The organism is Streptomyces sp. NPDC051684, from assembly GCF_044453445.1.
In the GTDB taxonomy this organism is placed as follows: Bacteria; Actinomycetota; Actinomycetes; order Streptomycetales; family Streptomycetaceae; genus Streptomyces.
Window position 1 is genome coordinate 202,121 of sequence record NZ_JBITCS010000005.1, and the last position, 26,552, is coordinate 228,672.

General features: G+C 72.4%; 21 protein-coding genes and 2 pseudogenes. 14 read left to right on the top strand and 9 right to left on the bottom strand.

The genetic code is table 11. The features are described 5' to 3' along the window. Positions 1–89 precede the first annotated feature (89 nt). The 6 genes and pseudogenes from ACIA8D_RS08540 to ACIA8D_RS08565 all read left to right on the top strand — a co-directional run bounded on the left by ACIA8D_RS08540 (position 90) and on the right by ACIA8D_RS08565 (position 5,059). The gene (locus ACIA8D_RS08540) at positions 90–806 is read left to right on the top strand and encodes an MIP family channel protein (protein WP_399229996.1); all 717 of its coding nucleotides are present in this window, start codon (positions 90–92) and stop codon (positions 804–806) included. Positions 807–933: 127 nt separating this feature from the next. Continuing rightward, positions 934–1,374, top strand: a pseudogene (locus ACIA8D_RS08545) (DNA polymerase ligase N-terminal domain-containing protein); the annotation flags it as partial. After that, positions 1,371–2,375, top strand: coding sequence for a non-homologous end-joining DNA ligase (gene ligD, locus ACIA8D_RS08550; protein ID WP_399229998.1), 1,005 nt, complete (start codon positions 1,371–1,373; stop codon positions 2,373–2,375). The pseudogene ACIA8D_RS08545 and the gene ligD, both read left to right, overlap by 4 nt. Next, on the top strand, positions 2,372–3,025 hold the full coding sequence (locus ACIA8D_RS08555; RefSeq protein ID WP_399230000.1) for an endonuclease: 654 nt from the start codon (positions 2,372–2,374) through the stop codon (positions 3,023–3,025). The genes ligD and ACIA8D_RS08555 overlap by 4 nt, the downstream gene beginning before the upstream one ends. A 64-nt stretch (positions 3,026–3,089) precedes the next feature. Continuing rightward, positions 3,090–3,746, top strand: coding sequence for a GntR family transcriptional regulator (locus ACIA8D_RS08560; RefSeq protein ID WP_399230002.1), 657 nt, complete (start codon positions 3,090–3,092; stop codon positions 3,744–3,746). 44 nt (positions 3,747–3,790) lie between these two features. After that, complete coding sequence (locus ACIA8D_RS08565) at positions 3,791–5,059, top strand: MFS transporter (RefSeq protein WP_399230004.1); 1,269 nt, start codon at positions 3,791–3,793, stop codon at positions 5,057–5,059. Here ACIA8D_RS08565 and ACIA8D_RS08570 read toward each other — a convergent pair. From ACIA8D_RS08570 to ACIA8D_RS08590, 5 genes are all read right to left on the bottom strand, one after another. Beyond that, the gene (locus ACIA8D_RS08570; protein WP_399230006.1) at positions 5,037–5,996 is read right to left on the bottom strand and encodes an Lrp/AsnC family transcriptional regulator; all 960 of its coding nucleotides are present in this window, start codon (positions 5,994–5,996) and stop codon (positions 5,037–5,039) included. The two genes, ACIA8D_RS08565 and ACIA8D_RS08570, sit on opposite strands and share 23 nt — an antisense overlap. Before the next feature lie 142 nt (positions 5,997–6,138). Then, complete coding sequence (locus ACIA8D_RS08575; RefSeq protein WP_399230007.1) at positions 6,139–8,487, bottom strand: DHA2 family efflux MFS transporter permease subunit; 2,349 nt, start codon at positions 8,485–8,487, stop codon at positions 6,139–6,141. Between the two features lie 225 nt (positions 8,488–8,712). Beyond that, positions 8,713–9,411, bottom strand: coding sequence for a GntR family transcriptional regulator (locus tag ACIA8D_RS08580; RefSeq protein WP_399230008.1), 699 nt, complete (start codon positions 9,409–9,411; stop codon positions 8,713–8,715). 36 nt (positions 9,412–9,447) lie between these two features. Beyond that, positions 9,448–10,209: a decarboxylase gene (locus tag ACIA8D_RS08585; protein WP_399230187.1), complete on the bottom strand. Its 762-nt coding sequence runs from the start codon at positions 10,207–10,209 to the stop codon at positions 9,448–9,450. A gap of 118 nt (positions 10,210–10,327) precedes the next feature. Further along, the gene (locus tag ACIA8D_RS08590; protein ID WP_399230010.1) at positions 10,328–11,230 is read right to left on the bottom strand and encodes a decarboxylase; all 903 of its coding nucleotides are present in this window, start codon (positions 11,228–11,230) and stop codon (positions 10,328–10,330) included. Positions 11,231–11,601: 371 nt separating this feature from the next. On the opposite strand from ACIA8D_RS08590, the gene ACIA8D_RS08595 reads away from it, so the two are divergent. The 5 genes from ACIA8D_RS08595 (at position 11,602) to ACIA8D_RS08615 (ending at position 16,255) form a co-directional block, all read left to right on the top strand. Continuing rightward, positions 11,602–12,609, top strand: coding sequence for a D-2-hydroxyacid dehydrogenase (locus ACIA8D_RS08595; RefSeq protein ID WP_399230011.1), 1,008 nt, complete (start codon positions 11,602–11,604; stop codon positions 12,607–12,609). Continuing rightward, positions 12,606–14,078, top strand: a complete 1,473-nt coding sequence (locus tag ACIA8D_RS08600; RefSeq protein WP_399230013.1) for an amidase — start codon at positions 12,606–12,608, stop codon at positions 14,076–14,078. The genes ACIA8D_RS08595 and ACIA8D_RS08600 overlap by 4 nt, the downstream gene beginning before the upstream one ends. A 55-nt stretch (positions 14,079–14,133) precedes the next feature. Further along, the gene (locus ACIA8D_RS08605; RefSeq protein WP_399230015.1) at positions 14,134–14,649 is read left to right on the top strand and encodes a putative immunity protein; all 516 of its coding nucleotides are present in this window, start codon (positions 14,134–14,136) and stop codon (positions 14,647–14,649) included. A gap of 80 nt (positions 14,650–14,729) precedes the next feature. Further along, on the top strand, positions 14,730–15,347 hold the full coding sequence (locus ACIA8D_RS08610) for a TetR/AcrR family transcriptional regulator (RefSeq protein ID WP_399230016.1): 618 nt from the start codon (positions 14,730–14,732) through the stop codon (positions 15,345–15,347). Next, the gene (locus ACIA8D_RS08615; protein ID WP_399230018.1) at positions 15,344–16,255 is read left to right on the top strand and encodes an SDR family oxidoreductase; all 912 of its coding nucleotides are present in this window, start codon (positions 15,344–15,346) and stop codon (positions 16,253–16,255) included. Before ACIA8D_RS08610 ends, ACIA8D_RS08615 begins: the two co-directional genes overlap by 4 nt. A gap of 73 nt (positions 16,256–16,328) precedes the next feature. On the opposite strand, the gene ACIA8D_RS08620 is transcribed toward ACIA8D_RS08615, so the two are convergent. Both ACIA8D_RS08620 and ACIA8D_RS08625 read right to left on the bottom strand, forming a co-directional pair. Next, positions 16,329–16,850, bottom strand: coding sequence for a DUF3830 family protein (locus ACIA8D_RS08620; protein WP_399230020.1), 522 nt, complete (start codon positions 16,848–16,850; stop codon positions 16,329–16,331). 67 nt (positions 16,851–16,917) lie between these two features. Continuing rightward, complete coding sequence (locus ACIA8D_RS08625) at positions 16,918–18,402, bottom strand: NAD-dependent succinate-semialdehyde dehydrogenase (protein WP_399230022.1); 1,485 nt, start codon at positions 18,400–18,402, stop codon at positions 16,918–16,920. Positions 18,403–18,575: 173 nt separating this feature from the next. Here ACIA8D_RS08625 and ACIA8D_RS08630 point away from each other — a divergent pair, with 173 nt between their 5' ends. Together ACIA8D_RS08630 and ACIA8D_RS08635 are read left to right on the top strand one after the other, a co-directional pair. Further along, positions 18,576–19,844, top strand: coding sequence for an aspartate aminotransferase family protein (locus ACIA8D_RS08630; RefSeq protein WP_399230024.1), 1,269 nt, complete (start codon positions 18,576–18,578; stop codon positions 19,842–19,844). A gap of 525 nt (positions 19,845–20,369) precedes the next feature. Further along, positions 20,370–23,318, top strand: coding sequence for an FAD-binding and (Fe-S)-binding domain-containing protein (locus ACIA8D_RS08635; protein WP_399230026.1), 2,949 nt, complete (start codon positions 20,370–20,372; stop codon positions 23,316–23,318). A gap of 81 nt (positions 23,319–23,399) precedes the next feature. Here ACIA8D_RS08635 and ACIA8D_RS08640 read toward each other — a convergent pair. Next, positions 23,400–23,990 (bottom strand): annotated as a pseudogene (locus ACIA8D_RS08640) (alpha/beta fold hydrolase); the annotation flags it as partial. Positions 23,991–24,214: 224 nt separating this feature from the next. Further along, entirely contained in the window at positions 24,215–25,276 is a 1,062-nt protein-coding gene (locus tag ACIA8D_RS08645; RefSeq protein ID WP_399230027.1) for a C45 family autoproteolytic acyltransferase/hydolase, read from the bottom strand. Positions 25,277–25,414: 138 nt separating this feature from the next. Here ACIA8D_RS08645 and ACIA8D_RS08650 point away from each other — a divergent pair, with 138 nt between their 5' ends. Continuing rightward, entirely contained in the window at positions 25,415–26,437 is a 1,023-nt protein-coding gene (locus ACIA8D_RS08650) for a LacI family DNA-binding transcriptional regulator (RefSeq protein WP_399230028.1), read from the top strand. The last annotated feature ends 115 nt before the right edge of the window (positions 26,438–26,552 follow it).

The following is a 26,552-nucleotide window of genomic DNA, read 5'->3' on the forward strand; positions in this document are numbered from 1 at the left end:
TTCAAACCGCCTCGCTCTGCGCCGACCGCCAAGGCGCGTGAGCCTCGCAAGTAACTGACCGTACTTTCGAGGTGGTGGAGATGCAGGAGATGCAGACGAGAGCTCTCGTTTCGGAATTCCTCGGCACGTTGCTGCTGGTGTTCTTCGCCGTCGGATCAGCAGTCCTGGGAGCCCAGTTCATCGGCACCCTCGGCATCGCCCTCGCCTTCGGCTTCACGCTGCTCGCCCTGGCGTACGCCCTCGGCCCGATCTCCGGCTGCCACGTCAACCCGGCCGTGACGCTGGGCATGCTCGTCGCCCGCCGCATCGACGTGGCGACCGCCATCCGCTACTGGATCGCCCAGTTCGTCGGCGGCATCGTCGGCGCGGCCCTGCTGTTTCTGCTCGCCAAGCAGGTGCCGGGCCTCCAGACCAAGGGGGCGTTCGGCTCCAACGGCTACGGCGACCGCTCCGACGTGCACATCAACGTCGGCGGCGCGTTCCTCGCCGAGGTCGTGCTCACGTTCCTCCTCGTGTTCGTGGTGCTCGCCGTGACCCACCGCGTGGCCGTGGTCGGCTTCGACGGACTGCCCATCGGCATCGCCCTCGCCGTGATCCACCTCGTCGGCATCCCGCTCACGGGGACGTCCGTCAACCCGGCGCGCAGCCTCGGCCCGGCGATCTTCGCCGGTGGCGACGCGCTGTCCCAGCTCTGGCTGTTCATCGTGGCGCCGCTCGTCGGCGGCGTGCTCGCGGCCCTCGTCCACCAGCTCACCCACCCCTCGGGCGAGGAGCGCACCATCGCCGACGAGGCGTCAGCGGCCTGAGAGCCTGTGAACAGGCTCTGAGCGAGCACCGCGGCCGTGTGCCCGTGACGATCACGGGTACCCGGCCCGGGCCGAGCAGGAGCAACGGCCCCGACCGAAGGGAGCGGCCGTGAGCGGGAAGGACCGGCTGCGGACCTACCGAGGCCCGAAGGGGCCCTCCACCGACCCCCACGACAAGCGGCTCGCCCTCCCCACTGAGGACCACCCCCTCGACTACCGCGACTTCGAAGGGGTGATCCCGCACGACGAGTACGGCGGCGGCACCGTCATCGTCTGGGACCGGGGCACCTACAGCCCGGTCGCCCACGACAAGAAGAACCGGACCGTGCCGTTCGACGAGGCGCTGGAGAACGGCCACGCCACGTTCGATCTGCACGGCGCGAAACTCCGCGGCCGCTACGCGCTCACCCGCTTCGAGGGCCGCGACGACAAACCCACCTGGCTCCTCGTGCGCAAGGGAACGGGCGGCAGCGGCGGCACCCCCGACCCCCGGCGCGCCCGCTCGGCCCAAAGCGGCCGCACCCTGCGCCAGGTCGCGGAGGAGGCCGAGGACGGCGACGCCGCATGACCGGCCTCCTCGACACCCTCCCGCCCGCACTGGAGAAGCGGGTCCGAGACGCGGTGCCCGGCGTGGAACTCGCGGCCTCCCCGATGCTCGCGACGCTCACCGACCGCCGCGAGTTCGCGAAGGGCTGGATCTTCGAACGGAAACTGGACGGCATCCGGGTCCTCGCCGTCCGCGAGAACGGCCGCACCACGATCCGCTCCCGCTCGGGCCGCCGCCTCGACGCCACCTACCCCGAGATCGTCGAGGCCCTCGACGCGCAGGATGCCGCGGACTTCACCCTCGACGGCGAGATCGTCGCGTACGCCCACGGCCGCACCGACTTCTCCCGCCTCCAGCAGCGCATGGGCCTGACCAGACCCCGGGACGTCGCGGCGAGCACCGTGGCGGTGAAGTACTACGTGTTCGACCTGCTGCGCGTCGACGGCGCCGACGTCCGCCGACTGCCCCTGCGCACCCGTAAGTCCCTGCTCCGCCAGGCCCTCACCTTCACCGATCCCCTCCGCTTCAGCACCCACCGCAACGAGGGCGGCGCCGAACTCCTCGCCGATGCCTGCGCGCGCGGTTGGGAGGGACTCATCGCCAAGCGGGCCGACAGCACGTACCAGCCGCGCCGCTCCGGCGACTGGCTGAAGCTGAAGTGCGCCCACGGCCAGGAGTTCGTCGTCGGCGGCTTCACCGAGCCCACCGGCAGCAGGGAGGGCATCGGCGCCTTGCTGATCGGCTACTACGAGGGCGACCGGCTGCGCTACGCGGGCAAGGTCGGCACCGGCTTCGACCGTCGCACCCTCCTCGCCCTGCGCGCACGCCTCGACGAACTCCACCAACCGCGCTCGCCGTTCACCGACCGCGTCGCCGAACGCACCGCGCACTGGGCGCGCCCACGGCTCGTCGCCCAGATCGAGTTCTCCGAATGGACCCGCGACGGCATGCTGCGCCACCCCCGCTACCAGGGACTGCGGGACGACAAGGACCCGACCGGCGTCGTCAGGGAGCACACGTGACCACGGCCGACGACAAGAAGGTGCTGCGCACCCTCCTCGACCGCGAAGGGAGGACCTACGCCGCCGAGGCGGGCATCCGCCTCAAGAACACCCCACAACCCCTGTACCGCACACTCGTCCTCGCGAGCCTGCTCAGCGCCCGCATCCGGGCCTCGGTCGCGGTGGCCACGACCCGCGCCCTGTACGACGCGGGCCTGCGCGACCCGCGCGCCATGGCCGAAGCGACATGGCAGCAGCGCGTCGACGCGCTGGGGGAGGGCGGCTACCGCCGCTACGACGAACGCACCGCCACCCAACTCGGCGACGGCGCCCGCATGCTGCTCGACGACTGGAACGGCGACCTGCGCACCATGCGCGAGCAGGCGGACGGCGACGAGTCACAGATGCGCGCCCTGCTCCGGAGAACCCCCGGCCTCGGCCCGACCGGAGCGAGCATCTTCCTGCGCGAGGTCCAGGACGTCTGGCCGGAGTACGCCCCGTTCCTGGACGCCAAGACCCTCCAGGGTGCGGAACGCCTGGGTCTCCCGAAGAACCCCACCACCCTGACCCGCCTCGTCGGCGACACCCCGCGCGCCGAACTGTCCGCGGCCCTGGTGCGGGCGGCGCTCGACAAACACGTGGTGGAGGTCTGCCTGGAGCGGGCGGCCTGAGTCCTGAGAACGGACAGGAGGGCATAGATACAAGCTTGTATCTATGCCTGCTAGGGTCCAGCACATGCCCCGGACCCAGCCTCGCCAGACGAAACCGACGTCGGCGGCCACCACCGTCTACGCCGTCACCAAGGAGCTGATCCTCACCGGTGAACTGCCCGGTGGCAGCCTCATCAGCGAGGGCGAGATCGCCGAGCGGGTGCAAGTGAGCCGGACCCCCGTACGGGAGGCGTTCCTGCGGCTGGAGTCCGAGGAACTGCTGACGCTGCACCCCAAGCGCGGCGCCGTCGTCGTGCCCGTCCCGCCGGGGGAAGCGGCGGACGTGCTGGAGATGCGGCAGGCCGTGGAGCAGTCCGCCGCCGAACGCATCGCGCGCGTGGGGCTCACCGCCGAGCACGAGGAGCGGCTGCGTGAACTCGTCGCCCGCCAGCGGGAGTTGGCGGGGGTGGGGGACGTACGTGCCTTCGCCGTCGCCGACGAGGCATTCCACCGGGGTGTCGTCGAGGCCTCGGGCAACGCGATCGCCGCCCGCTTCTACGAGACCCTCGGCGACCGGCAACGCCGCATGAGCGTCTCCGCGCTCGGCCACCGCCCCGAGCGGCTCCCCGGCCTCGCCGAAGAGCACGAGGCGCTCCTCGACCACCTGAGCGCCCGGGACGACGCCGCCTTCGCCGAGGCACTGCGCACGCACCTCGCCACGACGCACGGCCCCCAGCACTGAACGACCCCGCACCCCTCCACCCCTGAAAGAGCCCTGCCCTCACGATGCTCGACACGCACACCACCCAGCAGCCGGCCGCATCGGCTGCTTCCGTACGCCCCGGCCAGTGGCGGACCGTCGCCGCGGCGATGTTCGTCTGCGGCTGGGGCGGCAACCAGTTCACGCCGCTCCTGCTCATGTACCGCGAGCTCGGCGGCTATTCGACGCTCAGCGTCGACGCCTTCCTCGGCGCCTATGTCGTCGGCCTGGTCCCCGGACTGCTGCTCGCCGGGCCGATATCCGACCGGCGCGGACGACGCCCCGTGATGATCGCCGGTACCGTCGCCTCCATCCTCGCGAGCCTCGTCCTGTGCTTCGGCGAACACAGCGCCTGGCCCATCTACGTGGGCCGTCTGATGACCGGCGTCGCCGTCGGCATCGCCATGGCGGTGGGCAGCAGCTGGGTCAAGGAACTGTCGACCGGCGCGGACGCCGGTGCCGCAGCGCGCCGCGCCTCCCTGTGCCAGACGGCCGGTTTCGGCCTCGGTGCGGGCGTCGCCGGCGCCCTCGCCCAGTGGGGCCCCTGGCCGATGGTGACGCCGTACGTCGTCCACATCGTGCTCACCGCCGCGGTCCCGGTGCTCCTGCTGCGCATCCCGGAGACGCGGACCGCGGTGCGCGGCGCGGCGGGCTCGCTGCGCGACCTGCTCCGCGCACTCGCCGCGGACCTGCGCATCCCCGCTCCCGCCCGCCGCCGCTTCCGCTGGGTGGTCGTCCCGATGGCGCCCTGGGTGTTCGGCGCCGCCGGACTCGCCTACGCCGTCATGCCCGAGCTCGTCGACAACCGGGTCGGGCACTGGGGCCTCGCCTACGCGACCGCGCTCACGGTCCTGACCCTGGGGACCGGCGCCGCGGTGCAGCCGCTGGCCAAGTGGCTCGACGCCCGTGCGCGCGGCGGCCGGGCACCGGTCGCCGCCATGTCCGTGATGCTCCTCGGCACCGTACTGTGCGCGGTCAACGCCGCCGTGCTGTCGCCCTGGTTGGCCGGGGCCGCCGCCGTCGCGCTCGGCGCCGGATACGGCATCGCCGTCGTCTCCGGGCTCCTGGAGATCCAGCGGATGGCGGGGCCCGACGACCTCGCGGGCCTGACCGGCATCTACTACACGCTCGCCTACGCCGGCTTCCTGCTGCCCACCGTCCTCGCGACGCTGTCGGCGTGGCTGCCCTACTCGGTGATGCTCGCCGCGGTCGCCCTCGTCGCCCTCGGCTGCCTCGTGCTGGTCACCGTCGGCGGGCGCGCCACGCGGGAGGTCAGCGCCCCGGCTCGTACGTGAGCTGCTTGACCTGACGTACGAACAGGGCGCTCTCCACGGACCGCACGCCGTCGAGCGCCCCGACGGCCTCGCTCACGTACGTGTACAGCTCGCGGGTGTCGCGGTGCACGGTCGCGGCGAACACCCCGGCCACCCCGGTCACCGCCGCGGCGAACCGCACCTCGGGGTGCGCCGCGAGCGACTCGCCCACGGAGGCGAGCGCGGACGGGACGACGGTCAGCCACAGCGCCGCCATCACGGCGCGGCCGAGCGGTTCGTGGGTGTGCTGCACGTCGAAGTAGAGGACGCCGCTCGCCCGCAGCCGGTCCAGACGGCGCTTGACGACCGACTCCGACTGCCCGGTGGCTGCCTGGAGTTCGGTGAGCGCCACCCGGCCGTCCCGGCGCAGCAGCGCGAGGAGCGTCTCGTCGACCTCGTCGGGGACCGGCGGGGGAGCGGAGGGTTCGGCGGACGGCGCCCGCAGCGCCGCCTCCTGCTCCGCGTCCAGCGCGTTGATCTTGTTGAGCCAGCCGACCGGGCCGCCGTAGAAGGGGTGCAGCACGCACTGCGCGGTGGCCGAGGTGACGAGCGGTGTGCGCTGGAGACGGGCCAGCAGGAGCTCGTCCTCCTGACCGCCGCGCGGCTTGATCGAGGTCAGCACTTCCGTTCCGCCCGAGAGCAGTCCCACGTACGACGTGTCCGGGCGCCGCGCCAGAGCCCCCGCCAACTGCTCCGCGCCGTCCGGGGCGCAGCGCAGCCGGACCAGCCAGCTGCTGCGCCCGAGCAGCGCCTCGTCGGTGACGCCGATGACCCGCAGGCCCACGCTCTGGCGCAGCCGGCGAAAGCGCCGGGCGACGGTCTGGTCGGAGACGCCGAGCACGGCCGCGATCCGGCTGAACGGGGCCCGCCCGTCTAGCTGCAGCGCCTGCAGCAACTGCAGGTCGAGTGCGTCGAGCACGTGCGGCTCCGGGGGCGTTGTCGGGTGCGTGTGGGCTTACGCGTGATCGTAAAGGAGCCGGGCGGGGCGGCGTGCGGCGGCGCCTTCGGAAAACGCGCGAGCCCGGGACCGCCGACGCGGTCCCGGGCTCGTCACGTTCCCCTCAGCCGTGCGGGTGCGCGAGGTCCAGGTCGAGGGCCTCCACCGCGCGGCCGTTCACGGAAATCGACCGCGTCGAGGCCGGGTAGCCGCTGGCGACCAGTGAGTACTCGCCCGCGTCCAGATCACCGAAGGCGTACGCGCCGTCCGAGCCGGTGGTCGAGGTGCCCACCACGTTCCCGGCCGCGTCGAGGAGCGTCACGCGCGCGTCGGACAGCGGCCGCAGCTCCGCCTTCGTACGGATCCGGCCCTCAAGACGCACGCCCGGCCGCAGCGCGATGTCCGGCTGGACGGTGGCGGACCTGGTGGCCCGCGCCGCGACGGCGGTGGGCCGGAACCCCTCGGCGGCCACGGAGATCGTGATCTCGCCCTCGGCGATGTCACCGAAGACGTAGCTCCCCGAGGCGTCGGTGGTGCCGGTCGCCAGGACGTCGCCGCGGGCGTCCGTCACCGTGACGACGGCGTGGGCGACGGGGAGGGCGTCGTCGGCGCCGACGACCTTGCCGGTCATGCTGCCCGCACCGGAGAGCAGGATGTCGTGCTCCGTCGGGCGGTCGGCGAGCACGAGGTTCGTCGCGTGCGGGTGGTGGCCGTCCGCCGTCGTGATCAGCACATGGGCGCCGGGACCGGGAACGGTCACGCGGTAGTGCCCGTCGGCCCCGGCGACGGCGCGGGCGAGCTGCCGGCCGGTGGGCGAGATGAGGGTGAGCACGGCACCGGCGAGTCCCGTGCCCGACGCGTCGCACACGGTGCCGGAGAGCGCGGGCGCCTCCGCGGCGGCGGTCTCCACCTCCACCGTCTCGGGCGCGGGTGTCGGCCGGGGAGCCGCTTTCGGGCGCCGCAGCAGCACCGCGCCGACCAGCGCCGCGAGCACCGCCAGCGAACCGGCCACGATCAGGCACAGCTGCATCCCGTCGAGGAACGACTCGGACAGCGCGCCGAGCGCCCGCCCCCGCTGCGCCCCGAGGTCCAGCTGGGCGACCGCCCCGAGCCCCTGCGCCTCGGCCGCACCGACGATCCGCTCCGCCGCGGACCCGGTGACCCCGGCATCCGCCAGGTGCTCGCCCAGCGAACCGGTGGACTTCGACGTGAGGAGCGCGCCGAGGATCGCGGGACCGAGCGCGCCGCCCACCTGCCGCAGCGCGTTGTTGCCCGCCGCGGCCATGCCCGCCAAGTGGTGCGGCACGGACGACACGGCGGTCGCCGTCATGGGGGTGACGACGAGACCCATGCCGAGCCCGAGCAGGGCGAGACGCCAGGTCATCGGGCCGAACGAGGTGTCGGCGGTCAGCGACGTCAGCGAGAACAGCGCGCCCGCCGTGCACAGCAGGCCGACACTGATCAGTACACGGGGCGAGATCCGGTGCATCACACGCCCGGCCGGCGGGCCGACGAGGAAGCACACCCCCGTCACCATCAGCAGCCGGTACCCGGCGTCGAGGGTGTCGAGGTGCTGCACCATCCCGAAGTAGAGGCTGAGCACGAAGAAGAACCCGATGAGCCCCATGAAGGTGATCATCGCGATCAGGCTCGTCGCGCTGAATCCGGCGCTGCGGAAGAGCTTCAGGTCGAGCATCGGACTGGCGCTGCGCCGTTCGAAGACGACGAAGGCGATCAGGCCGACCACGGCGAGCCCGAGGGCCACCAGCACGCGGGTGTCCGTGAAGTCGCCGGCGCCGCCCTCGATCACCCCGTACACGAGCGCCGTGATCGCGACCGTGGCGGTGATCTGCCCCGGCCAGTCGAGCGCCCGGGCATGCGGGGCGCGGGAGTCCGTGACCAGCCGGGCGGCGACCGCCATGGCCAGCAGCGCCACCGGTATGGACGGCAGATAGATCCAGCGCCACTCCTGGTGGGCCAGGATCACGCCCGAGATCAGCGGGCCGACCGCCAGCGCGGCCATCAGCGACGAGGCCCACAGGCCGACGAACTTGCCGCGTTCCCGCGGGTCGGGAACCGCCTGGCTGATCATGGCGAGCGTCGTCGGCAGCAGGGCGGCCGCGCCGATCCCGGCCAGCGCCTGACCGGCCCACACCACCTCGACCGACTGCGCGCACAGCGCCGTCGCGGCGCCGATGGCGGTGAACGCCAGGCCCGCCTGGAACACCTTCTTGCGTCCGTGCACATCGCCGAACACGCCCGCCGTGAGGATGAGCGCCGCCATCGGCAGGACGAACGCGTCGGACACCCAGGACAGCTCGGATGTCGACGCTCCCAGCGCGCGCTGGATCGCCGGGAGACTCACCGATACGGAGGTCACCGGCAGATAGGCGACGAACACCCCGACACAGGCCATGACGAGGGTGACGGCCCGCCGCTCCTGTATTCCGTTCGCCGTTGTCGCCACGTTCACGAAGACCCTCTCCTGCGGCGCAGGGCGCCGCGCTCGACTTTCCGACCTGGAGCACCCTCCGTCCTCGGGCGGCATCGAGGCCAGCCAGGGTCGCCGAACCCCGGAAAACCGATGCGGGGGTGCCCGGATTCACGGATTTCCGACAAGCGGCAGGGCATGCACGCGCATACGAGGAGGGCCCCGGCGACATATCGCCGGGGCCCTCCTCGTATGCGCGTGCTGCGGTCAGCCCGCCACCGCGTCAGGTTCGGCCGCGGCCTGCACCGCCCCGCCGGTGAGCCGGTTGACCGCGTCCTGCATGTGCGCGTCAAGGAGCGTGAGGAGGCGCTCCTCGTCCTCGGCGCGCATCGCCCGGATCAGCTCCGCGTGCTCCTCGACCAGTGCGTCCGGGTCGGGGTGGTCGTCGGTGAGGACCGACAGGCACATCCGGGTCTCCACGAACAGGGTCTGCGCGATGCGCTGCAGGCGCGGGCTGCCGGACTCCGCGACCAGCACCTGGTGGAAGTCCATGTCGGCGGCGCTCAGCGCCGCGTCGTTGCCGCGTCGGGCCGCCGACTCCATCCGGCGGTGCGCCTTCTCCAGGTGGTCCGCGGTGGTCTGCGGGTCGTGCTGAAGGACGAGGCGGCAGGCCGCGGACTCCATGGCCGTGCGCGCCAGATAGATGTCGCGCACGTCGTCCTCGTCGAGGCGGGTCACGAAGACGCCGCGATGCGGTGCGCTGACGGCGATGCCCTGCTGCACGAGGCGTTGCAGCGCCTCTCGCAGCGGGCCCCGGCTGACGCCGAGCTGGCCCGCCAGCTCGGCCTCGCCCAGCTGGGTGCCGGGCGCCAGGGTGCCGTCCATGATCGCTTCGGTGAGCTGGGCGGCGATGACGGTCGCCGCGGGTTCACGCTTGACCGGTCGCAGTGTCTTCGCAGTGGCCATATTCAGTTCGGTCCTCTGATCGGCGCGGCCGCCGCTTCAGGCGGTCGCGGGTGTCGGCGAATGGGGGGTGCGGGAGAGCCGGAACAGCGAGCCGAGACCCTCGCGGGGCGTCCCGTCGCCCGCGAGCCGCAGTCCCTCCCAGGCGGTGACCTGGTTGGCCGTCAGGACGGGCTTGCCGACGGCCTCCTCCAGGTCGTCGAGCCAGGCGGCGCTGTGCAGCGCCGTGTCCGGCAGCAGGATCGCCTCGGCGTACGGGTGGTCGTTCTCCCGCGCCAGCTCGATGACCTGCTCGCGGCCGAGCGTGCCGACCTCGGCGGCGGTGATGATGCCCTGCCCCGACACCGAGACGACCTCGGAGCCGTGGTGCTCCAGGAACCGGACGAAGTAGCCCGCCACATCGTCCGGGTACGTCGCGGCGATGGCCAGGCGGCGCACCCCGAGCGCCTGCACGGCGTGCGCGAAGGCGAAGGACGTCGAGGAGGCCCGCTCGACCGGCAGGCCCGCCGCCTCGGCGAGCTCGGTGACCTGCTTGCGGGCTCCCTCGGGGCCGAAGATGAAGCTGGCGCTGGTGCACGCCCAGACGACCACGTCCTGCGGCTGGGCGAGCAGCTCACCCAGCGCCGCCTTGAGGCGGTGCGTGGAACCCATCTCCAGGAGGTCGTCCACCCGGTGCGCGTCCACGCCGATGTCCGTGTGGACGAGCGTGAGCCGGGCGCCGCCGCCGATCATCCGCTCGAGGCGCGGATAGTCGTCCTCAGCGGAGTAACCGGGGTACAGGAACCCGACTCGGGTGGTCATCTCGCTCATACGTCTGATGTCCTTTCGTGCAGGCAGTGTACCGGGGATCCGGTCAAATGTAGATTGTTGACAGTGTGAAGAGCGGCAGCGCCACGGTGTGGCGCTGCTCAGGGGCTGCTCAGCCGAGGTCGAGGTCCGCGGCCGGTTCGTCCGGGGGAGCGGCCGCGGTCGCCTCGGGGGCGGCGATCTGCTCCCAGTCGGCGGCCTCCCGTACGACGGCCGCCGCGGCGGCGGGCGGCGGCGGGGCGATGCCCCGGCCCTGGTAGGGCGCGAGCGCCGCGCGGGCCGCCGGGTCGATCAGCGACTGGTAGTCACCCGCCGCGCGGGCGCCCGCGTGCCGCAGCGCGGACCACATCGTGACCTGGTTCGCGGAGATCACCGGGATCCTGAGCTCCGCCTCCAGCTGCGGGATCACGTCGTACGTCGCCAGATTGGTGCAGCTGATGAAGAGGCAGTCCGCGTGGGTCAGGTCCGCCGAGCGGGCCAGTTCCACCACGTTGCGATAGCCGACCTTCCAGATCTCCCCGGTCAGGCCCATGTACTGGCGCCCGACCACCTCCACGCCCGCCTCGCCCATGAAGTCGGCGAGCGAGTCCGTCAGGGACGCCGTGTACGGCGTGATGACGCTGACCCGGCGCGCTCCCAGCTCACCGAGGGCCTCCAGGAGCGCCCCGGACGTGGTCACGGACGGCGCGCCGCCGCCCGCTCCGCTCATGGACACGCACATCGCGCGTTCGTGTGCGGTGCCGCCGACGAAGCTGCCGGATGTGCAGGCGTACGCGTAGGACGCGGGGCGTACCGCGTCGAGCGCCATGACGGCGTTGTGCAGGGTCTCGTGCTCGCTGATCAAGCGAGCCATGTCCACGCTGACCTCCACGGGAACGTACGGGGTGCGGGTCAGGTGGAGGGAGATCTCCTCGGGGGTCCAGCGCCACAGCTCACGATCGAGCGCGAAGTCGAACGGGGCGACTACGCCGATGCCGAGCTGGGGGACGGGTCCGCCGAAGGTCGTGATGTCCAATGCAGGGCCCCTTCGTGGCTGCACGCGTGCGGGACAGGGTCCGTACGCCTGAGGTGGACGTGAGATGGCAGGTGGTGCGAGGGGAGCGGTGTTTTGCCGGGCGGGTCACGGGTAGCAGAGTGGGTCCGCGGTTCGCCTGTAGATTGTTGACAACGTAAAGATCGGCTGCTTAGCGTGTCAATCCCCTACGCGGGGCGGCTCGTTCGTCGTGGTGAAAGCCTCGGTAAAGAGCCGGGGAATTCAGCCCAGGGGATGGCCCTTCCCCAGCCCTCACGGGGCTTTCGTTCCTCCATGGTCAACCCTCCAACCGCACCTCGCATACCGTCCGCTCCAACCGTCGCCGCCTCCGTCGCGCGACCAGAAGGACCGCCGTGCCGAAGACCGAGAAATCCCGCGTCCTGGTGCTCGCCGACCACCGGCCGAACGGCCTGGAGGAGGTGGCCGCCCACGCCGAGCTCGTCTGCATCCCCGAGGACCGGCTCGCCGCCGAACTGCCGCACGCCGACGCGCTGTTGGTGTGGGAGTTCGGCACCGAGGCGCTGCCCGGCGCCTGGCCCGAACGGGGCGGTCCGCGCTGGGTGCACACCGCGAGCGCCGGAGTCGACCGGTTGATGTTCCCCGCCCTGCGCGACTCCGACGCGATCCTCACGAACTCGCGCGGCGTCTTCGAACAGCCCATCGCCGAGTATGTCGCGGGCCAGGTCATCGCCCTCGCGAAGGACTTCGCCGGCACCTACGACCGCCAGCGGGGCCGCGTCTGGCAGCACCGGGTCACCCAGCGGGTCTGGGGCACGCGCGCCGTCGTGCTCGGCGGCGGGCCCATCGGCCGGGCCGTCGTGCGCACGCTGCGCGCGCTCGGTATCGAGACGGACCTGGTCGGCCGCACCCGCAGGGAGGGCGACCCCGAGGTCGGCACGGTGCACGCCTTCGACGAGCTCGACGGCCTGCTCGCCCAGGCCGACTGGGTGGTCTGCGCGGCGCCGCTCACCGAACAGACCCAGGACCTGTTCGACGCGGCCACGTTCGGCCGAATGAAGCGCGGCGCCCGCTTCGTCAACGTGGGCCGCGGCCCGATGGTCGTCGAGAAGGACCTCCTGACCGCCCTGGAGGAGGGCCAACTGGGTGGTGCGGCGCTCGACGTGTTCCGCGAGGAGCCGCTGCCCGCCGACAACCCGCTGTGGGATGCCCCGAACCTGCTGGTCTCCCCGCACATGTCGGCCGACACCGACACCTGGCTCGACGACCTCGCCGAGGTCTTCGCCGACAACTTCACGCGCTGGCGCGCGGGCCGCCCGTTGCGCAACGTCGTGGACAAGGAACTGGGTTACGTACCGGTCGCGGACGCCCCGCGGTCCGCAGCACAGGAGGGCACCCGATGACCAGCACCACCGACGCGACCGCCACGCCCGACGCGAGCACCCCGGCTCCCCAGGAGCCGTACGCGCTGACCGCCACCGAACTGCTCGCCGCGTACGAGAGCGGCGACCTCTCCCCGGTGGAGGCCACGGTCTCCGTGCTCGACCGCATCGAGGCCGTCGACAGCAAGCTCAACGCGTTCTGCCTGGTGAACCGCGACGAGGCGCTGGCCCAGGCGCGGGCGAGCGAGGAGCGCCGCCGGCGCGGCGAGAGCCTCGGCCTCCTGGACGGCGTGCCGACGTCCATCAAGGACCTGATGCTCACCAAGGGCCACCCCACGCTGCGCGGCTCGCTGACCATCGCGGCCGACCGCGAGTGGGACGAGGACGCGCCGTGCGTCGCCCGGATGCGGGACCAGGGCGCCGTGTTCGTCGGCAAGACGACGACGCCTGAGTTCGGCTGGAAGGGCGTCACCGACAACCCGCTGACCGGGGTCACCCGCAACCCCTGGGACCCGTCGACCACGGCGGGCGGCTCCTCGGGCGGTAGCGCGTCGGCCGTCGCGGCGGGCATGGCCCCGCTGTCCATCGGCACGGACGGCGGCGGCTCGGTGCGGATCCCCGCCGCGTTCTGCGGCATCTTCGGTATGAAGCCCACGTACGGGCGGATCCCGCTCTACCCGGCGAGCCCCTTCGGCACGCTCGCCCACGCGGGCCCCATGACCCGCACCGTGGAGGACGCGGCCCTCCTGATGGACGCCGTGACCGGCTTCGACAGCCGCGACTGGTCGGCCCTGGAGGCGCCGCGCCACGGCTACCGCGCCGCCGTCACCGAGGCCCTCGCCGACGGCTCCCTGCGCGGACTGCGCATCGCCTACGCGCCGACCCTCGCGGGCGCCCCCGTGGACCCGCAGGTCGCCGAGCGCGTCGCCGCCGTCGCCCGGCTCCTGGCCGACCTCGGAGCGGATGTCGAGGAGGCCGACCCCGGCTTCGGCGACCCCGTGGAGGCGTACCACACGCTCTGGTTCTCCGGCGCCGCCAAGGTCGTCGAGCACCTGAGCCCCGAACAGTTCGCCCAACTGGACGCCGGGCTCCAGGAGGCGTGCCGCGAGGGCGCCGCGAAGAGCGCGCTCGACTATCTGGGCGCCGTCGACACGCGCATGGCGCTCGGCGTGCGCATGGGGCGTTTCCACGAGACGTACGACCTGCTGCTCACGCCCGCGGTGCCGATCCCGGCGTTCGAGGCGGGTGTCGAGGTGCCGGCCGGCAGCGGCCACAAGCGGTGGACCGGCTGGACCCCGTTCACCTACCCCTTCAACCTCACGCAGCAGCCCGCCTCCACGGTGCCCTGCGGCGTCACGAGCGCGGGCCTGCCGGTGGGTGCGCAGCTGGTCGCCGCGCGCCACGGCGACGAGCTGGTGCTGCGCGCGTCGGCGGTGCTGCACGCGGCGCTGCGCGGCTCCGGGGTGGTGGGCACGGCACCGGTCGGCTGAGGTGGTGCGGGTCGAGGGGCGGACCACCGGCCAGTCCTGCCCGTAGTGTTGCCCCGTGATTCTGCCCACGATCCGCGACCCCCGCTTCATCACGCTGCGCCGCGGAGGGTCGCTCACGGACGACGACCATCACCTCCTGGCCCTCTGGGCGGCCGACTGCGCCGAGGCCGTGCTGCCGCTGTTCGAGGCGGTGGAGCCGCACGACCTCCGGCCGCGGCAGGCCGTCGAGCAGGTCCGGGCGTGGACGCGCGGTGAGATCAGGATGTCCGACTCCCGCTCGGCGGGCGGTCACGCCATGGCCGCGGCGCGGGTGCTGAGCGGCGCCGCCCGGCACGCAGCCTTCGCGGCGGGCCAGGCGGCGGTCGTCGCACACGTCGCCGCGCACGAACTGGGCGCGGCGGCGTACGCGATCAAGGCTGTGCGCGCGGCGGCGCCCAAGGCTGAGGCCGAGGAGGCGGGCCGGGCCGAGTGCCGCCGGCAGCGGGCCGCGCTCCCGGACGCCATTCGCGACCTCGTCCTGGACGACCAGCGGTTGCGCAACGACATCTGCTGGTCGGTCTTCGACTGCTGACGGCTCCCGCGGGCTATCGGGGGTCGTCTCCCGCATGCTTTAATAAATGAACGAGCATTTATTAATGGAGGGTGTCGGAGATGGCACGTCCCCGAGGTGTCGAGGACGCGGTGATTCTGCGGGCGACCACGGAGGTCATGGGCCGGGAGGGACCCGCGGGGCTCACCTTGGCCGCCGTGGCGCGCGAGGTCGGCGTCGTGCCGGGCACGCTGGTGCAGCGCTTCGGGTCCAAGCGCGGTCTGCTCCTGGCGCTCGCCGACCAGTCCGAGAAGAACGCCGGCGACCGGGCCGAGCGCGTACGGGGCTCCCACGCGTCGGCGCTCGGGGCACTGGTGGAGCTGACGGTGGAGTCGGCGGCCGTGCTGGCCACGCCGGAGCGCTTCGCCAACCACCTGGCATTCCTGTGCATGGACCTCGGCGACCCTCAGCTGCACGAGAGCGCGCTGGCCGTCCACCGTACGCAAGGGCGGTTGATCGAGGAGTTGCTGACGGAGGCGGCAGGCACGGGCGAACTCCGGGCCGCGACCGACACCACCGCACTCGCCCGCACCATCCAGGCGATCACCGCGGGTGCGGGCCTGACCTGGGCGCTCGAACGGGAGGGCGCGCTCGGGCAGCGGCTTCGTCAGGAGCTCGACGCCGTACTCTCCCCGCATCTTCCGACAGGCGCAGCCACCACCGATCCGGAGGAATCATGACGACCGATGCACGTCCACTCGCGGGGCGCACAGCCCTCGTCGCCGGCGGCACAAGGGGCGGCGGACGCGGCATCGCCGTCGAACTCGGCGCCGCGGGCGCCACGGTGTACGTCACCGGCCGCAGCAGCAAGGAGGGACGCTCCGACCTGGACCGCCCGGAGACCATCGAGGGGACGGCCGAGCTGGTGACCGCCGCGGGCGGCCTCGGTATCCCCGTCCGCACCGACCACAGCCGCCCCGAGGAGGTCCGGGCTCTCGTCGACCGGATCGACGAGGAGCAGGACGGGCGGCTCGACATCCTGGTCAACTCGGTATGGGGCGGCGACTCGTTGACCGACTGGGACCACCCCATGTGGGAGCAGGACCTGGACAAGGGTCTGCGACTGCTGCGGCGGGCGGTGGAGACCCACATCATCACCATCCGGTACGCGCTGCCGCTCATGGTCGCCCGCAAGAGCGGCCTCGTCGTGGAGGTCACGGACGGCAACACCGCGCGCTACCGGGGCACGCTCTTCTACGACCTCGCGAAGTCCGCGGTCATCCGCCTCGCCGTCGCCCAGGCCGAGGAACTGCGGCCCCATGACATCGCGGCCGTCGCCGTCACGCCCGGATTCCTGCGCTCGGAGGCCATGCTGGAGGGTTTCGGAGTCACCGAGGCCAACTGGCGCGAGGGCGCCGCCCGCGACCCGCACTTCGCCTACTCCGAGACCCCGGCCTACCTCGGCAGGGCCGTCGTCGCGCTCGCCGCCGACCCCGACGTCATCGCCAAGTCCGGGCAGGCGCTGGCCACCTGGGGTCTGTACAAGGAGTACGGGTTCACCGACGCCGACGGCACGCAGCCGGATTTCGAAGCGCACTGGGCGGAGGCCCTGGAGGGGGAGTACGGGCCTCTGGGGGACCCGCTGTAGCCGGGACCCGGCGGCATGAGAAAGGGGCGGGCCCCGGAAGACCGGCCCGCCCCTTTCGGTTCTGCCCGGGTGTCTACTCCGCGCGCTTGAACTGCAGCGACTCCCCGACAGCCCCCGCCCGCCACAGGTCCTGGCAGGCCTCGGCGAGCCGGTCGAGGCCCTCGGTGATCGTGCCCCAGACGATGCCGGGGACCCAGCCCTGGTCGCCGTTGATGAGGAGGTTGTTGCGCTCGTAGAACAGGGCGAGGTCGACGACGATGTCGCGCTCCGCGTGCGCCGCCTGGTTGCCCTGCTGTTCGGCGGCGGCCTCGTAACCGTAGGAGGCCGTGCTCATCTGGGTGTTGGAGAACGTGAAGTAGCACAGGTCGCCGGGGATCGGCGTGATCGTCGGGTTCTCCAGCGGGGGCTCCTGCGGGGCGAAGGCCGGTACGAGCGTGTAGATCTCGTTGCGCGCGTACTTCGCGTGGTAGACGTCGCTGCCCAGCGGCAGGGCGTTCCAGATCGCCTCGCAGGTGATCGGGGCGCGGTCGTCGAGCAGCTTGGCGGTGGCGGTGACGCCGCGCTTGGGCAGGGAGACCTCGATGAAACGGTCCATGAGTGTCGTCGCTCCGGTCTGATCGGTGATCAACGTTGGGGAAAGGTAGGTCGGTCGGGCCCGTCCGTCAGCCGAGCGGCATCGCCAGATAGCGCGTCTCCAGGAACTCGTCGATGCCGACCCGGCCGCCCTCACGGCCGAGGCCCGAGGCCTTCACACCGCCGAACGGGGCCGCGGGGTTGGAGACGACGCCCTTGTTGAGGCCGACCATGCCGGTCTCCAGGCGCTCGGAGAGCCGGAAGGCGCGCTCCAGGTTCTCCGTGAACAGGTAGGAGACCAGGCCGTACTCGGTGTCGTTGGCCGCGGCGACGACCTCGTCCTCGTCGGTGAAGGTGAGGATCGGGGCGACCGGGCCGAAGATCTCCTGGCTCATCAGGGCGGATTCGGGGGAGACGCCGGTGAGGACGGTCGGGGTGTAGAAGTAGCCCTCGCCCTCGGCACGTTCGCCGCCCGTGAGGACCTTCGCGCCGCGCTCGACGGCGTCGGCGACCAGCTCCTCGACCTTGCCGCGGCCGTCCTCGTCGATCAGCGGTCCAACCGTGACGCCGTCCTCGGTGCCGCGGCCGACCGCGAGCGCGGCCATTCGCGCGGAGAGCTTCTCGGCGAACTCGGCGGCCACCGACTCGTGCACGTACAGGCGGTTCGCGGCCGTGCACGCCTCGCCGATGTTGCGCATCTTGGCGGCCAGCGCGCCCTCGACGGCCTTGTCCAGGTCGGCGTCCTCGCACACGATGAACGGCGCGTTGCCGCCCAGCTCCAGCGAGACCCGCAGCACGTGCTGGGCGCTCTGCTCGATGAGCAGGCGGCCCACCGCCGTCGACCCCGTGAACGACAGCTTTCGGATGACGCCGCCGCGCAGCAGCGGCTCGACGACATCGCCTGGGCGGGAGGTGGTGAGCACGTTCAACACGCCCGCGGGCACGCCCGCCTCGGTCATGATCTCGGCGAGCTTCAGCATCGTCAGCGGCGTCTGCTCGGCGGGCTTGATGATCATGGTGCAGCCCGCCGCGATCGCCGGGCCGATCTTGCGGGTGCCCATCGCAAGGGGGAAGTTCCACGGTGTGATCAGCAGGACCGGGCCGACCGGGCGCTTCATGACGACGAAGCGGTCCTTGCCGTCGGGGGAGGCCTGGTAGCCGCCCTCGATGCGGACGGCCTCCTCGGCGAACCAGCGGAAGAACTCGGCGGCGTACGCCACCTCGCCGCGCGCCTCCGCGAGCGGCTTGCCCATTTCGAGGGTCATCAGGAGCGCCAGCTCGTCCTGGCGCTGCATGATGAGCTCGAAGGCGCGGCGCAGGATCTCGCTGCGCTCGCGCGGGGCGGTCGCGGCCCAGGACTCCTGCGCGGCGCCCGCCGCCTCGGCCGCGGCGCGCGCGTCCTCCGCGCCCGCGTCGGCCACGGTGCGCAGCTCACGGGCGAGGGAGGGGTCCTCGACGCCGAAGGTGGCGCCGGACGCGGCCGGGCGCCAGCTGCCGCCGATGAACAGTCCGTCCGGCACGGACGCGACGACTGTCCGCTCGCGGTCTGTCTGCTGTTCGGTCACTGCACTCACTTCGACTCCCGTGGTTTGGAACTCCCGGCCCGGCTCACTCGTGGACAGCCGCGGAATTGCATGCTTGCATGAGTGTAGGTTGTTGACAATCCTACGACGCAGCCCGATGTTGATCTCCGTAGAAGATCCGCGAAATCCGTGACATACCGCGGTCACCGAGCGAGGAGTCGTCCATGAGTGCCTTGTCCCCCGTCCTCAAGCAGGCCACCCCCGTCCTGGCCGAACGCGGCGAGGGCGTCCGTCTCTACGACGAGTCCGGCCGCGCCCACCTGGACTTCACCGCCGGCATCGGCGTCACGTCCACCGGGCACTGCCACCCCAAGGTGGTCGCCGCCGCGCAGGAGCAGGTCGGCAAGCTCATCCACGGCCAGTACACGACGGTGATGCACAAGCCGCTGCGCACGCTCAGCGAGCGCCTGGGCGAGGTGCTGCCGAACGGGCTCGACTCGCTCTTCTTCGTCAACTCTGGTTCCGAGGCCGTCGAGGCCGCGATGCGCCTCGCCAAGCAGGCCACCGGTCGGCCCAACATCGTCGCCTTCCAGGGTGGCTTCCACGGCCGCACGCTCGCCGCCGCGTCGATGACCACGTCGGCCACCAAGTTCCGCTCCGGCTACGGCCCGCTGATGTCGGGCGTCGCGCTCGCGCCGTTTCCCAACTGCTTCTACTACGGCTGGGACGAGGAGACCGCGACCAAGTTCGCGCTGCGCGAGCTGGACCAGCTGCTCGCCACCGTCACCACGCCCGCCGACACCGCCGCGTTCATCGTGGAGCCGGTCCTCGGCGAGGGCGGCTACGTACCCGCCAACACGGCGTTCCTGCGTGGCCTGCGCGAGCGCGCGGACCGGCACGGCATCCTGCTGATCATCGACGAGGTGCAGACCGGGTTCGGCCGCACCGGCAAGTTCTGGGGCCACGACCACTTCGACGGCAATCCCGACATCGTCGTCACGGCCAAGGGCCTGGCCAGCGGCTTCCCGCTGTCCGCGATCGCCGCGTCCGAGGAACTGATGTCGCGTGCCTGGCCCGGCTCGCAGGGCGGCACCTACGGCGGCAACGCGGTGTCGTGCGCCGCCGCCATCGCCACGCTCGACGTCATCCAGGAGGAGAAGCTCGTCGAGAACGCCGCCGAGCGCGGCGCGCAGCTCTTCGCCGGGCTGCGCGAGGTCGCCGAGTCCTACCCGGTCGGCGGGCAGGGCGGCATCGGCGACGTGCGCGGCCTCGGCCTGATGGCGGGCATCGAGTTCGTCAACGCCGAGGGCGAGCCGGACGGCGCCACCGCCGCCCGTGTGCACGCCGCCGCGTCCGAGCGCGGTCTGCTGCTGCTCACCTGTGGCACGCAGGGCCAGGTCGTCCGGATGATTCCGCCCCTCGTCGTGAACGGCGAGGACATCGACGAGGGCCTGCGGCTGTGGCGCGAGTCGGTCGCGGCGGTCCTCGGCTGACACCTCCGGCGGGAACCGGGGGCCACGTCGCCCCCTGAGGCCCACTGTCGCCCCGGCCGGCCGCCGCCGCGTCGGGGCGACAGTGCGTCAGAGGATGGTGGGGGCACGGCCGGGTCTCGGATGCCCCGGCCCGTGCCGGGGTCCCGGTGCTCTGTGCCGCCGGACGACGGTGTGTCGGATGGTGGTGGGGGCACGGTCCGGTCCTGGAGGGCCCGCTCCGCCCACGTGCCGGGGTCCCGGTGCTCTGTGCCGCCGGACGACGGTGTGTCGGATGGTGGTGGGGCACGGTCCGGTCCCCGAGGCCCCGCCCCGTCCACGTGTCGAGGCCCCGGTGCTCCGTTCCGCCGGGGCGACCCAGCCTCGCCCGCGCCGTGGCGACCACGCCCGCGCTCGCGCCGGGCGCCCGCCGCACCCCTCGCGCCGGGCGCCCGCCACCCCGTGATCCCGCAATTCCGCCACCCCGCCGCAGCGATCTTGAGACCCTCACCCCCAGCAGCACCACGCCGCCCGCCAGAAGGAGCCACCATGTCCGCCCCCGTCGCCACGACCGGATCCGCCGCGCCCCGCCCGGACGCACCCGACCCGGCGACGTTGCAGGAGCTGGAGCGCGCGCTGCGGGAGGCCGTGCCGCACGGCGAGGTCGCCTTCGGGAAGCGGCGGCGCGCCGAGTACGCGCAGGACGCCTCCGTGTACCGGCAGGTGCCCGCGGCCGTCGTGCTGCCCGCCGACACCGACGAGCTGGCCGCCGCGCTCGCCGCCTGCCACGGCCTCGACGTCGCCGTCACGCTGCGCGGCGCGGGCACCTCCATCGCCGGACAGGCTGTCGGCGACGGCGTCGTCATCGACACCTCCCGGTCGCTGAACCGCATCCTCGACATCGACGCCGAGGCGCACACCGCCCGCGTCGAACCCGGCGTCGTCCTCGACCGCCTCCAGGACGCCTGCAAACCGCACGGCCTGCGCTTCGGCCCCGACCCCTCCACGCACGCCCGCTGCACCATCGGCGGCATGATCGGCAACAACGCCTGCGGCACCCACTCGGTGGCCTGGGGCCGCACCGCCGACAACATCGTCGAACTCGAAGTCCTCACCTACGACGGCGAACGCATCCGGCTGCGCTCCCTCGACGCCGACGAGTTGCAGCACGTCATAGACGAGGGCGGTCGCACCGGCGAGATCCACGCCCGCCTGCGCGACCTGCGCGACCGGCATCTGGCCATGCTCCGCACGGAGTTCGGCCGCTTCCGCCGCCAAGTGTCCGGCTACAGCCTCGAACACCTCCTGCCCGAGAAGGGCTTCGACCTCGCGGCGGCGCTGGTCGGCACCGAAGGCACCTGCGCGGTCGTCGTCTCGGCCACCGTCAAGCTCGTCGACCTCCCGGCCCGCCGCACCCTCGTGGCCCTCGGCTTCTCCGACCTGCCCGCCGCGGGCGACGCCGCCCGCCACGTCCTGCGCCACGAACCCATCGCCTGCGAGGGACTCGGTGGCGACCAGGTCGCCGCGCTCCGCCGCAACGTCCCCGACGCCCGCCCGGAGGAAATGCTCCCCGAGGGCGCCGGCTGGCTGCTGTGCGAGATCGGCCACACGGACCCGACGCCCGACCCGGCGGCTGAACGAGCCCGCGCCGAGGCCCTGTTGAAGGACACCGGAGCGGTCGACATCCGTCTCGTCCAGGACCCCAAGGAACAGGCCGCCCTCTGGCGCATCCGCGAGGACAGCTCGGGCCTCGCCACCCGCGCCCCCGACGGCTCCGAGGCCTGGCCCGGCTGGGAGGACTCCGCCGTCCCCGTCGAACACCTCGGCGACTACCTGCGCGACCTGGCCCAACTCCTTGAGAGCCATGGCCTCCAGGGCACCCCGTACGGCCACTTCGGCGAGGGCTGCGTGCACATCCGCATCGACTTCGACCACGCGACGGCCGAAGGCGTGCGGACCTTCCGTACGTTCATGAAGGACGCCGCCGAACTGGTCGCGAAGCACGGCGGCACGCTCTCCGGGGAGCACGGCGACGGCCAGGCCCGCGCCGAGTTCCTGCCGCTGGTCTACAGCGAGGAGGCGGTGCAGGCGTTCAGCGAGTTCAAGGCGGTCTGGGACCCGGAGAACCGGCTCAATCCCGGCATCCTCGTCCACCCACGCCCCGCCGACGAGCGCCTGCGCATCACGGCGGGCCACCGCCCCACGCTCTCCCTGACGACGACCCTGGCCCTCGAAGAGGACGGCGGCGACCTGTCCAAGGCGCTGCGCCGCTGCGTCGGCATCGCCAAGTGCCGCACCGCGTCCGGCGGCGTGATGTGTCCGAGCTACCGCGCCACCGGGGACGAGAAGGACTCCACGCGCGGGCGCGCACGCGTGCTCTACGAAATGGTGCAGGGCGACGTCATCACCGACGGCTGGCAGTCCGAGGAGGCCGCGGACGCCCTCGACCTCTGCCTGTCCTGCAAGGGCTGCAAGAGCGACTGCCCCGTGGGCGTCGACATGGCCTCCTACAAGGCGGAGTTCCTGCACCACCACTACAAGGGCAAGCGCCGCCCCGCCTCCCACTACGCACTCGGCTGGCTGCCCCTGTGGTCGCACCTCGCCGGCTTCGCGCCGGGCCTCGTCAACGCGGTGACGCGCAACAAGAAGGCCGCCACCCTCCTCAAGAAGGCGGGCGGCATCGCCCTGGAGCGCCCGGTCCCGCCCTTCGCGGGCCGCCGCTTCCGTACGAGCTTCAAGAGGCGCCGGAACGCGCCGGCGCCCGGCAGCCGGGGCAAGGTCCTCCTGTGGCCCGACACCTTCACCGAGTTCATGTCCCCGGAGGTGGGTCGCGCGGCCGTCCTCGTCCTCGAACACGCCGGCTTCGAGGTGGTCCTGCCGCCCGACCGCCTGTGCTGCGGCCTCACCTGGCACACCACGGGCCAGCTCGACATGGCCAAGAAGGTGCTGGAACGCACCCTCAAGGCCGTCGACCCCTACCTCCAGGAGGGCATGCCGCTCATCGGCCTGGAGCCCAGCTGCACCTCCCTGTTCCGTACGGACGCCACGGAGCTGTTCCCGGACGACCCGCGCGCGAAGCGACTCGCCGCCCAGACCGTGACCCTCGCCGAACTCCTGGACCAGCGCGCCCCCGACGTCGACTTCGGCCGCCTCGACGACGTCACCGCCCTGACCCAGACCCACTGCCACCAGCACGCCACCCTCGGCAGCAAGGCGGAGGACCGGGTGCTCGCCCGCGTCGGCGTGGACAGCGGCCGCCTCGACTCCGGCTGCTGCGGCCTCGCGGGCAACTTCGGCTTCGAGGAAGGCCATTACGACGTGTCGGTCGCGGTCGGCGAACAGGCCCTCCTCCCGGCCCTGCGCGAGGTCCCCGACGACACGGTGGTCCTCGCGGACGGCTACAGCTGCCGCACCCAGATCACCCAACTGTCCGACCGCCGCCCGCGCCACCTCGCGGAACTTCTCAGGGACGCACTGAAGACGCGACGCGGCAACTGACCGCTCCGCCGACCGCGCGGCGTCGGCTTCGCCGGGGTGACCCGGAGAGGCGCGGCGCCGCGGGGGACCGGTGTCCCGGACTCAGCCGGGAGCGGACAGGAAGTCCTCGACCGCGGTGGCGAATTGCTCCGCGGCGTCATGGTGCACCACGTGCCCGGCGGACAGCTCGACGAGTCGAGCTCCGCCGGCGTGCCGAACGATCATCTCGCGGGCGTGGTCGGCAGCCAGCTCGTCGCTGCGTGTTCCCCGGATCAGGAGAGTGGAGCAGGCCACCGCCGTCCAGTCCTGCCAGTGCCGCCCGTTGAGCGCCTTCTGGGAGGCCACCGTGTCCTCGATGCCGAACGAGTACTCCCACCCGTCGCCCGCGTTGCGGAAGGAACACTCCAGGTGGGCGGCCGTCGAGCCCAGCGATTCCACCAACTCCTCGCGCGACGAGGCACGACGGGGCAGGTCCAAGGTGTAGGACCAGTCGCTGTCCACGACCGCGCCGATGTCCTCGACGATCAGGGCCGAGACCCGCTCCGGCCACCGGGCGGCGTACTGATAGGCGTTCACGCCGCCCAAGGAGTGGCCCAGCACCGCCACCGCTCCAAGACCGAGATCGTGGTGGAAGGCGGCGACGTCGCCGACGTAGTCGTCCCGGAGGTAGCTCCCGGCACGATCGGACTCGCCGTGTCCGCGCTGGCCGTTCTATTGACAACAATTGGACTGTTGGCAATCGCTGAGCATGAGATCAGGTGCGCGGAATGTTTGGCAAGGCTTTTGCGGAACTCGGTCGACGTGCGAGTCTTGCGTTCTCCGAGCCCGGCCGCCGGCACCCGGAACGTCTCCCGCAGCCCCCACGCGCACACCGCCAGGACGAGCGCCGCCGCCGCGGCGACGCCGAGCGGGCGGTGTCAGAAGTGGCTGAAGCCCTGGGTGGCGGCGTGGGCCGGGGTGCCGACCGCGTAGTCGAGTGCGCCGCCCGCGACATCGAGACCGACGGTGAAGAGGGTGCCCCACTGTTCGTGCGTGGGCTTCGCGGCGTCAGGGCGCATGCACACGACGGCGTCGGCGCCCTCGCTCCCGCACAGCGCCGAGGCCCGCTCGGCGGGCGCGAGCCCGGGCAGCGCGGCGCGTACCGCCCGCAGGTGGGCGAGGCGCTCGGCCGTCGAGGAGTCACCGGGGCACACATCACCGGCCGCGAGTTCCGGGTCCAGGAAGTGGTTGGTGTGCAGCAGCCAGCCGTCCTCGCCCGGCCGGACCACGGCGAGGCCGCGCGGGGACAGTTCGAGGCTCGCGGCGCCCTCGGCGGTGACGACGGTGAGCGAGGTGGACGCGGTCACCCGCGCCGAACCGGCGATCTCCACGGCCTGGTCGAGGCTGTCGGCCTCGTCGAGGACCCGGCGCGCGACCGCGTGCACGGGGACGCCGCCGCCCTCGCCGTCGGCGCGGTGGAAGAGGATGTTGAAGTGCACGCCGAGGCCCGCGCCGTTCACCCCGATCTTGGCGGGGGCGCCGAACTCGGTGAACAGCTTCACCGTGCGGCCCTCGGCAGGCGTCAGCTCGTGCAACAGGGCGTCGGGGACGAGGAGTTCGTGCCAGTCCCACGTCTGCACGGTCTGCGGGGCCGCACCCCCGGGCGCGTATACGGCCGTCGAGCACTCACCCTCACCGGCCGGTGGGCACAGCGCGAGGATCTCCGTGCGGGCGCCGACGGCGGCGACCTGCCAGTGTTCGACGCCCGCCGCGTCGGCGCACGCGTCCGACTCCTCGGCGAGCCCTGGAGCCCACTGACGCAGCGCCTCGTGGCTGCGCTCGGCGAGTTCGCGCACGTGCGTCGCGGGCAGGCCGAGCGCCGCGAAGTGCTCCAGGTACAGCGCGCTCACGCGGCGGACCTCGCCGCCGAACCGGCCGCCGAGCAGCGCGCCGCGCTCGCGCGGGTCGACGGTGTCGGTGGTCAGGGTGTGCAGATCCACGAATGTTCCTTCCGGGCCCACGGGGTGATGTGTCGTCCACGGGGCCATGTGTCGGTGCGGCGCCGATCACGCTAGGAACGTAAAACGTTTTATACAATGCCTCGCCGAAACCGATCGGCCACCATGAGAGGCGGCGGCATGGCACGCGCCCAAGGCATCACCATCAAGGACGTGGCGCGCCGGGCCGGTGTGTCGATCACCGCCGTCTCGCACGCCCTCAACGGCAAGGGCACGCTCAGCGCCGCCACCCGCGAGCGCATCCGCGAGGTCGCCGACGAGATGGGCTACGCGGCCGACGCGCTCGCTCGGGGCATGCGCAGCTCCACGATGGGCGCGGTCGGCCTCGTGCTCCGCTCGCTCGACGCGCTCGGCGACTACAAGCCCGAAGGCGTCGACGTCTTCGAGAAGTTCGTCGGCGCCGCCGCCTCCCAGGCGCTCGCCCGCGGCCTGAGCCTGATGCTGGTGCCCGACCTGACCCGGGCGCCGGTGCCACCCCTGACGTTCTCCATGGACGGTTACATCGTCACCAACCCGCACCGCGACGACCCGGTCCTCGCCCTCCTCGACCAGCGCGGCATCCCCTACGTCACCTACGGCAGCGCCCCCGGCCGCCCCGACTTCCCGTACTGGGCGTCGGAGGACGACGCGGCCTCGGCCCGCCTGGTTCTCGACCACCTGGAGGCCAGGGGTGCCCGCGGCGTCGCCCTCGTCCGCGGGACCGACGCGAATGCCTGGAACGACGAGCACGAAGCGGCGTACAGGGCGTGGTGCGCGCAGCGGAGCATGCCCGCCCGCCTCTACGAACTGGCCGAGCGGGCGGGCGTCGAGGGCGGCGTCGACCTCGCGCGCCGGATCGCGGCCGATGGCCTGCCCGACGCCGTCTTCTGCCTGACGGGCCGGCACGCGGCGGGCGTCCAGGAGGGACTCGTCGCCCAGGGGGTCGCGGTGCCCGGCCGGGTGATGGTGGCCGCGGGCTCCGACTCCGAGCACTCCCGCAACGCCCGTCCCACCATCTCCGCGCTCGAACTGGACCCGGTCGGCAGCTCGGGCGCGCTCCTGGACATCCTTCAGGCCCTGATCGCCGGTACGCGGCCGGTCGCGCCACGCATCACACGGGCGCATTTGAGGGAGCGGGAGTCGACGCGGAGACGCCCCGGGTGACCGATTGAGGTCCGCGACCCGCCGTATACCGATGAGTTCTGCCACATCCGCCGGTCCATGAGTGTTGGTTGGTGCACAGCCGACCGACAAGAGTGAAAAACCAGGGAGATCCGAC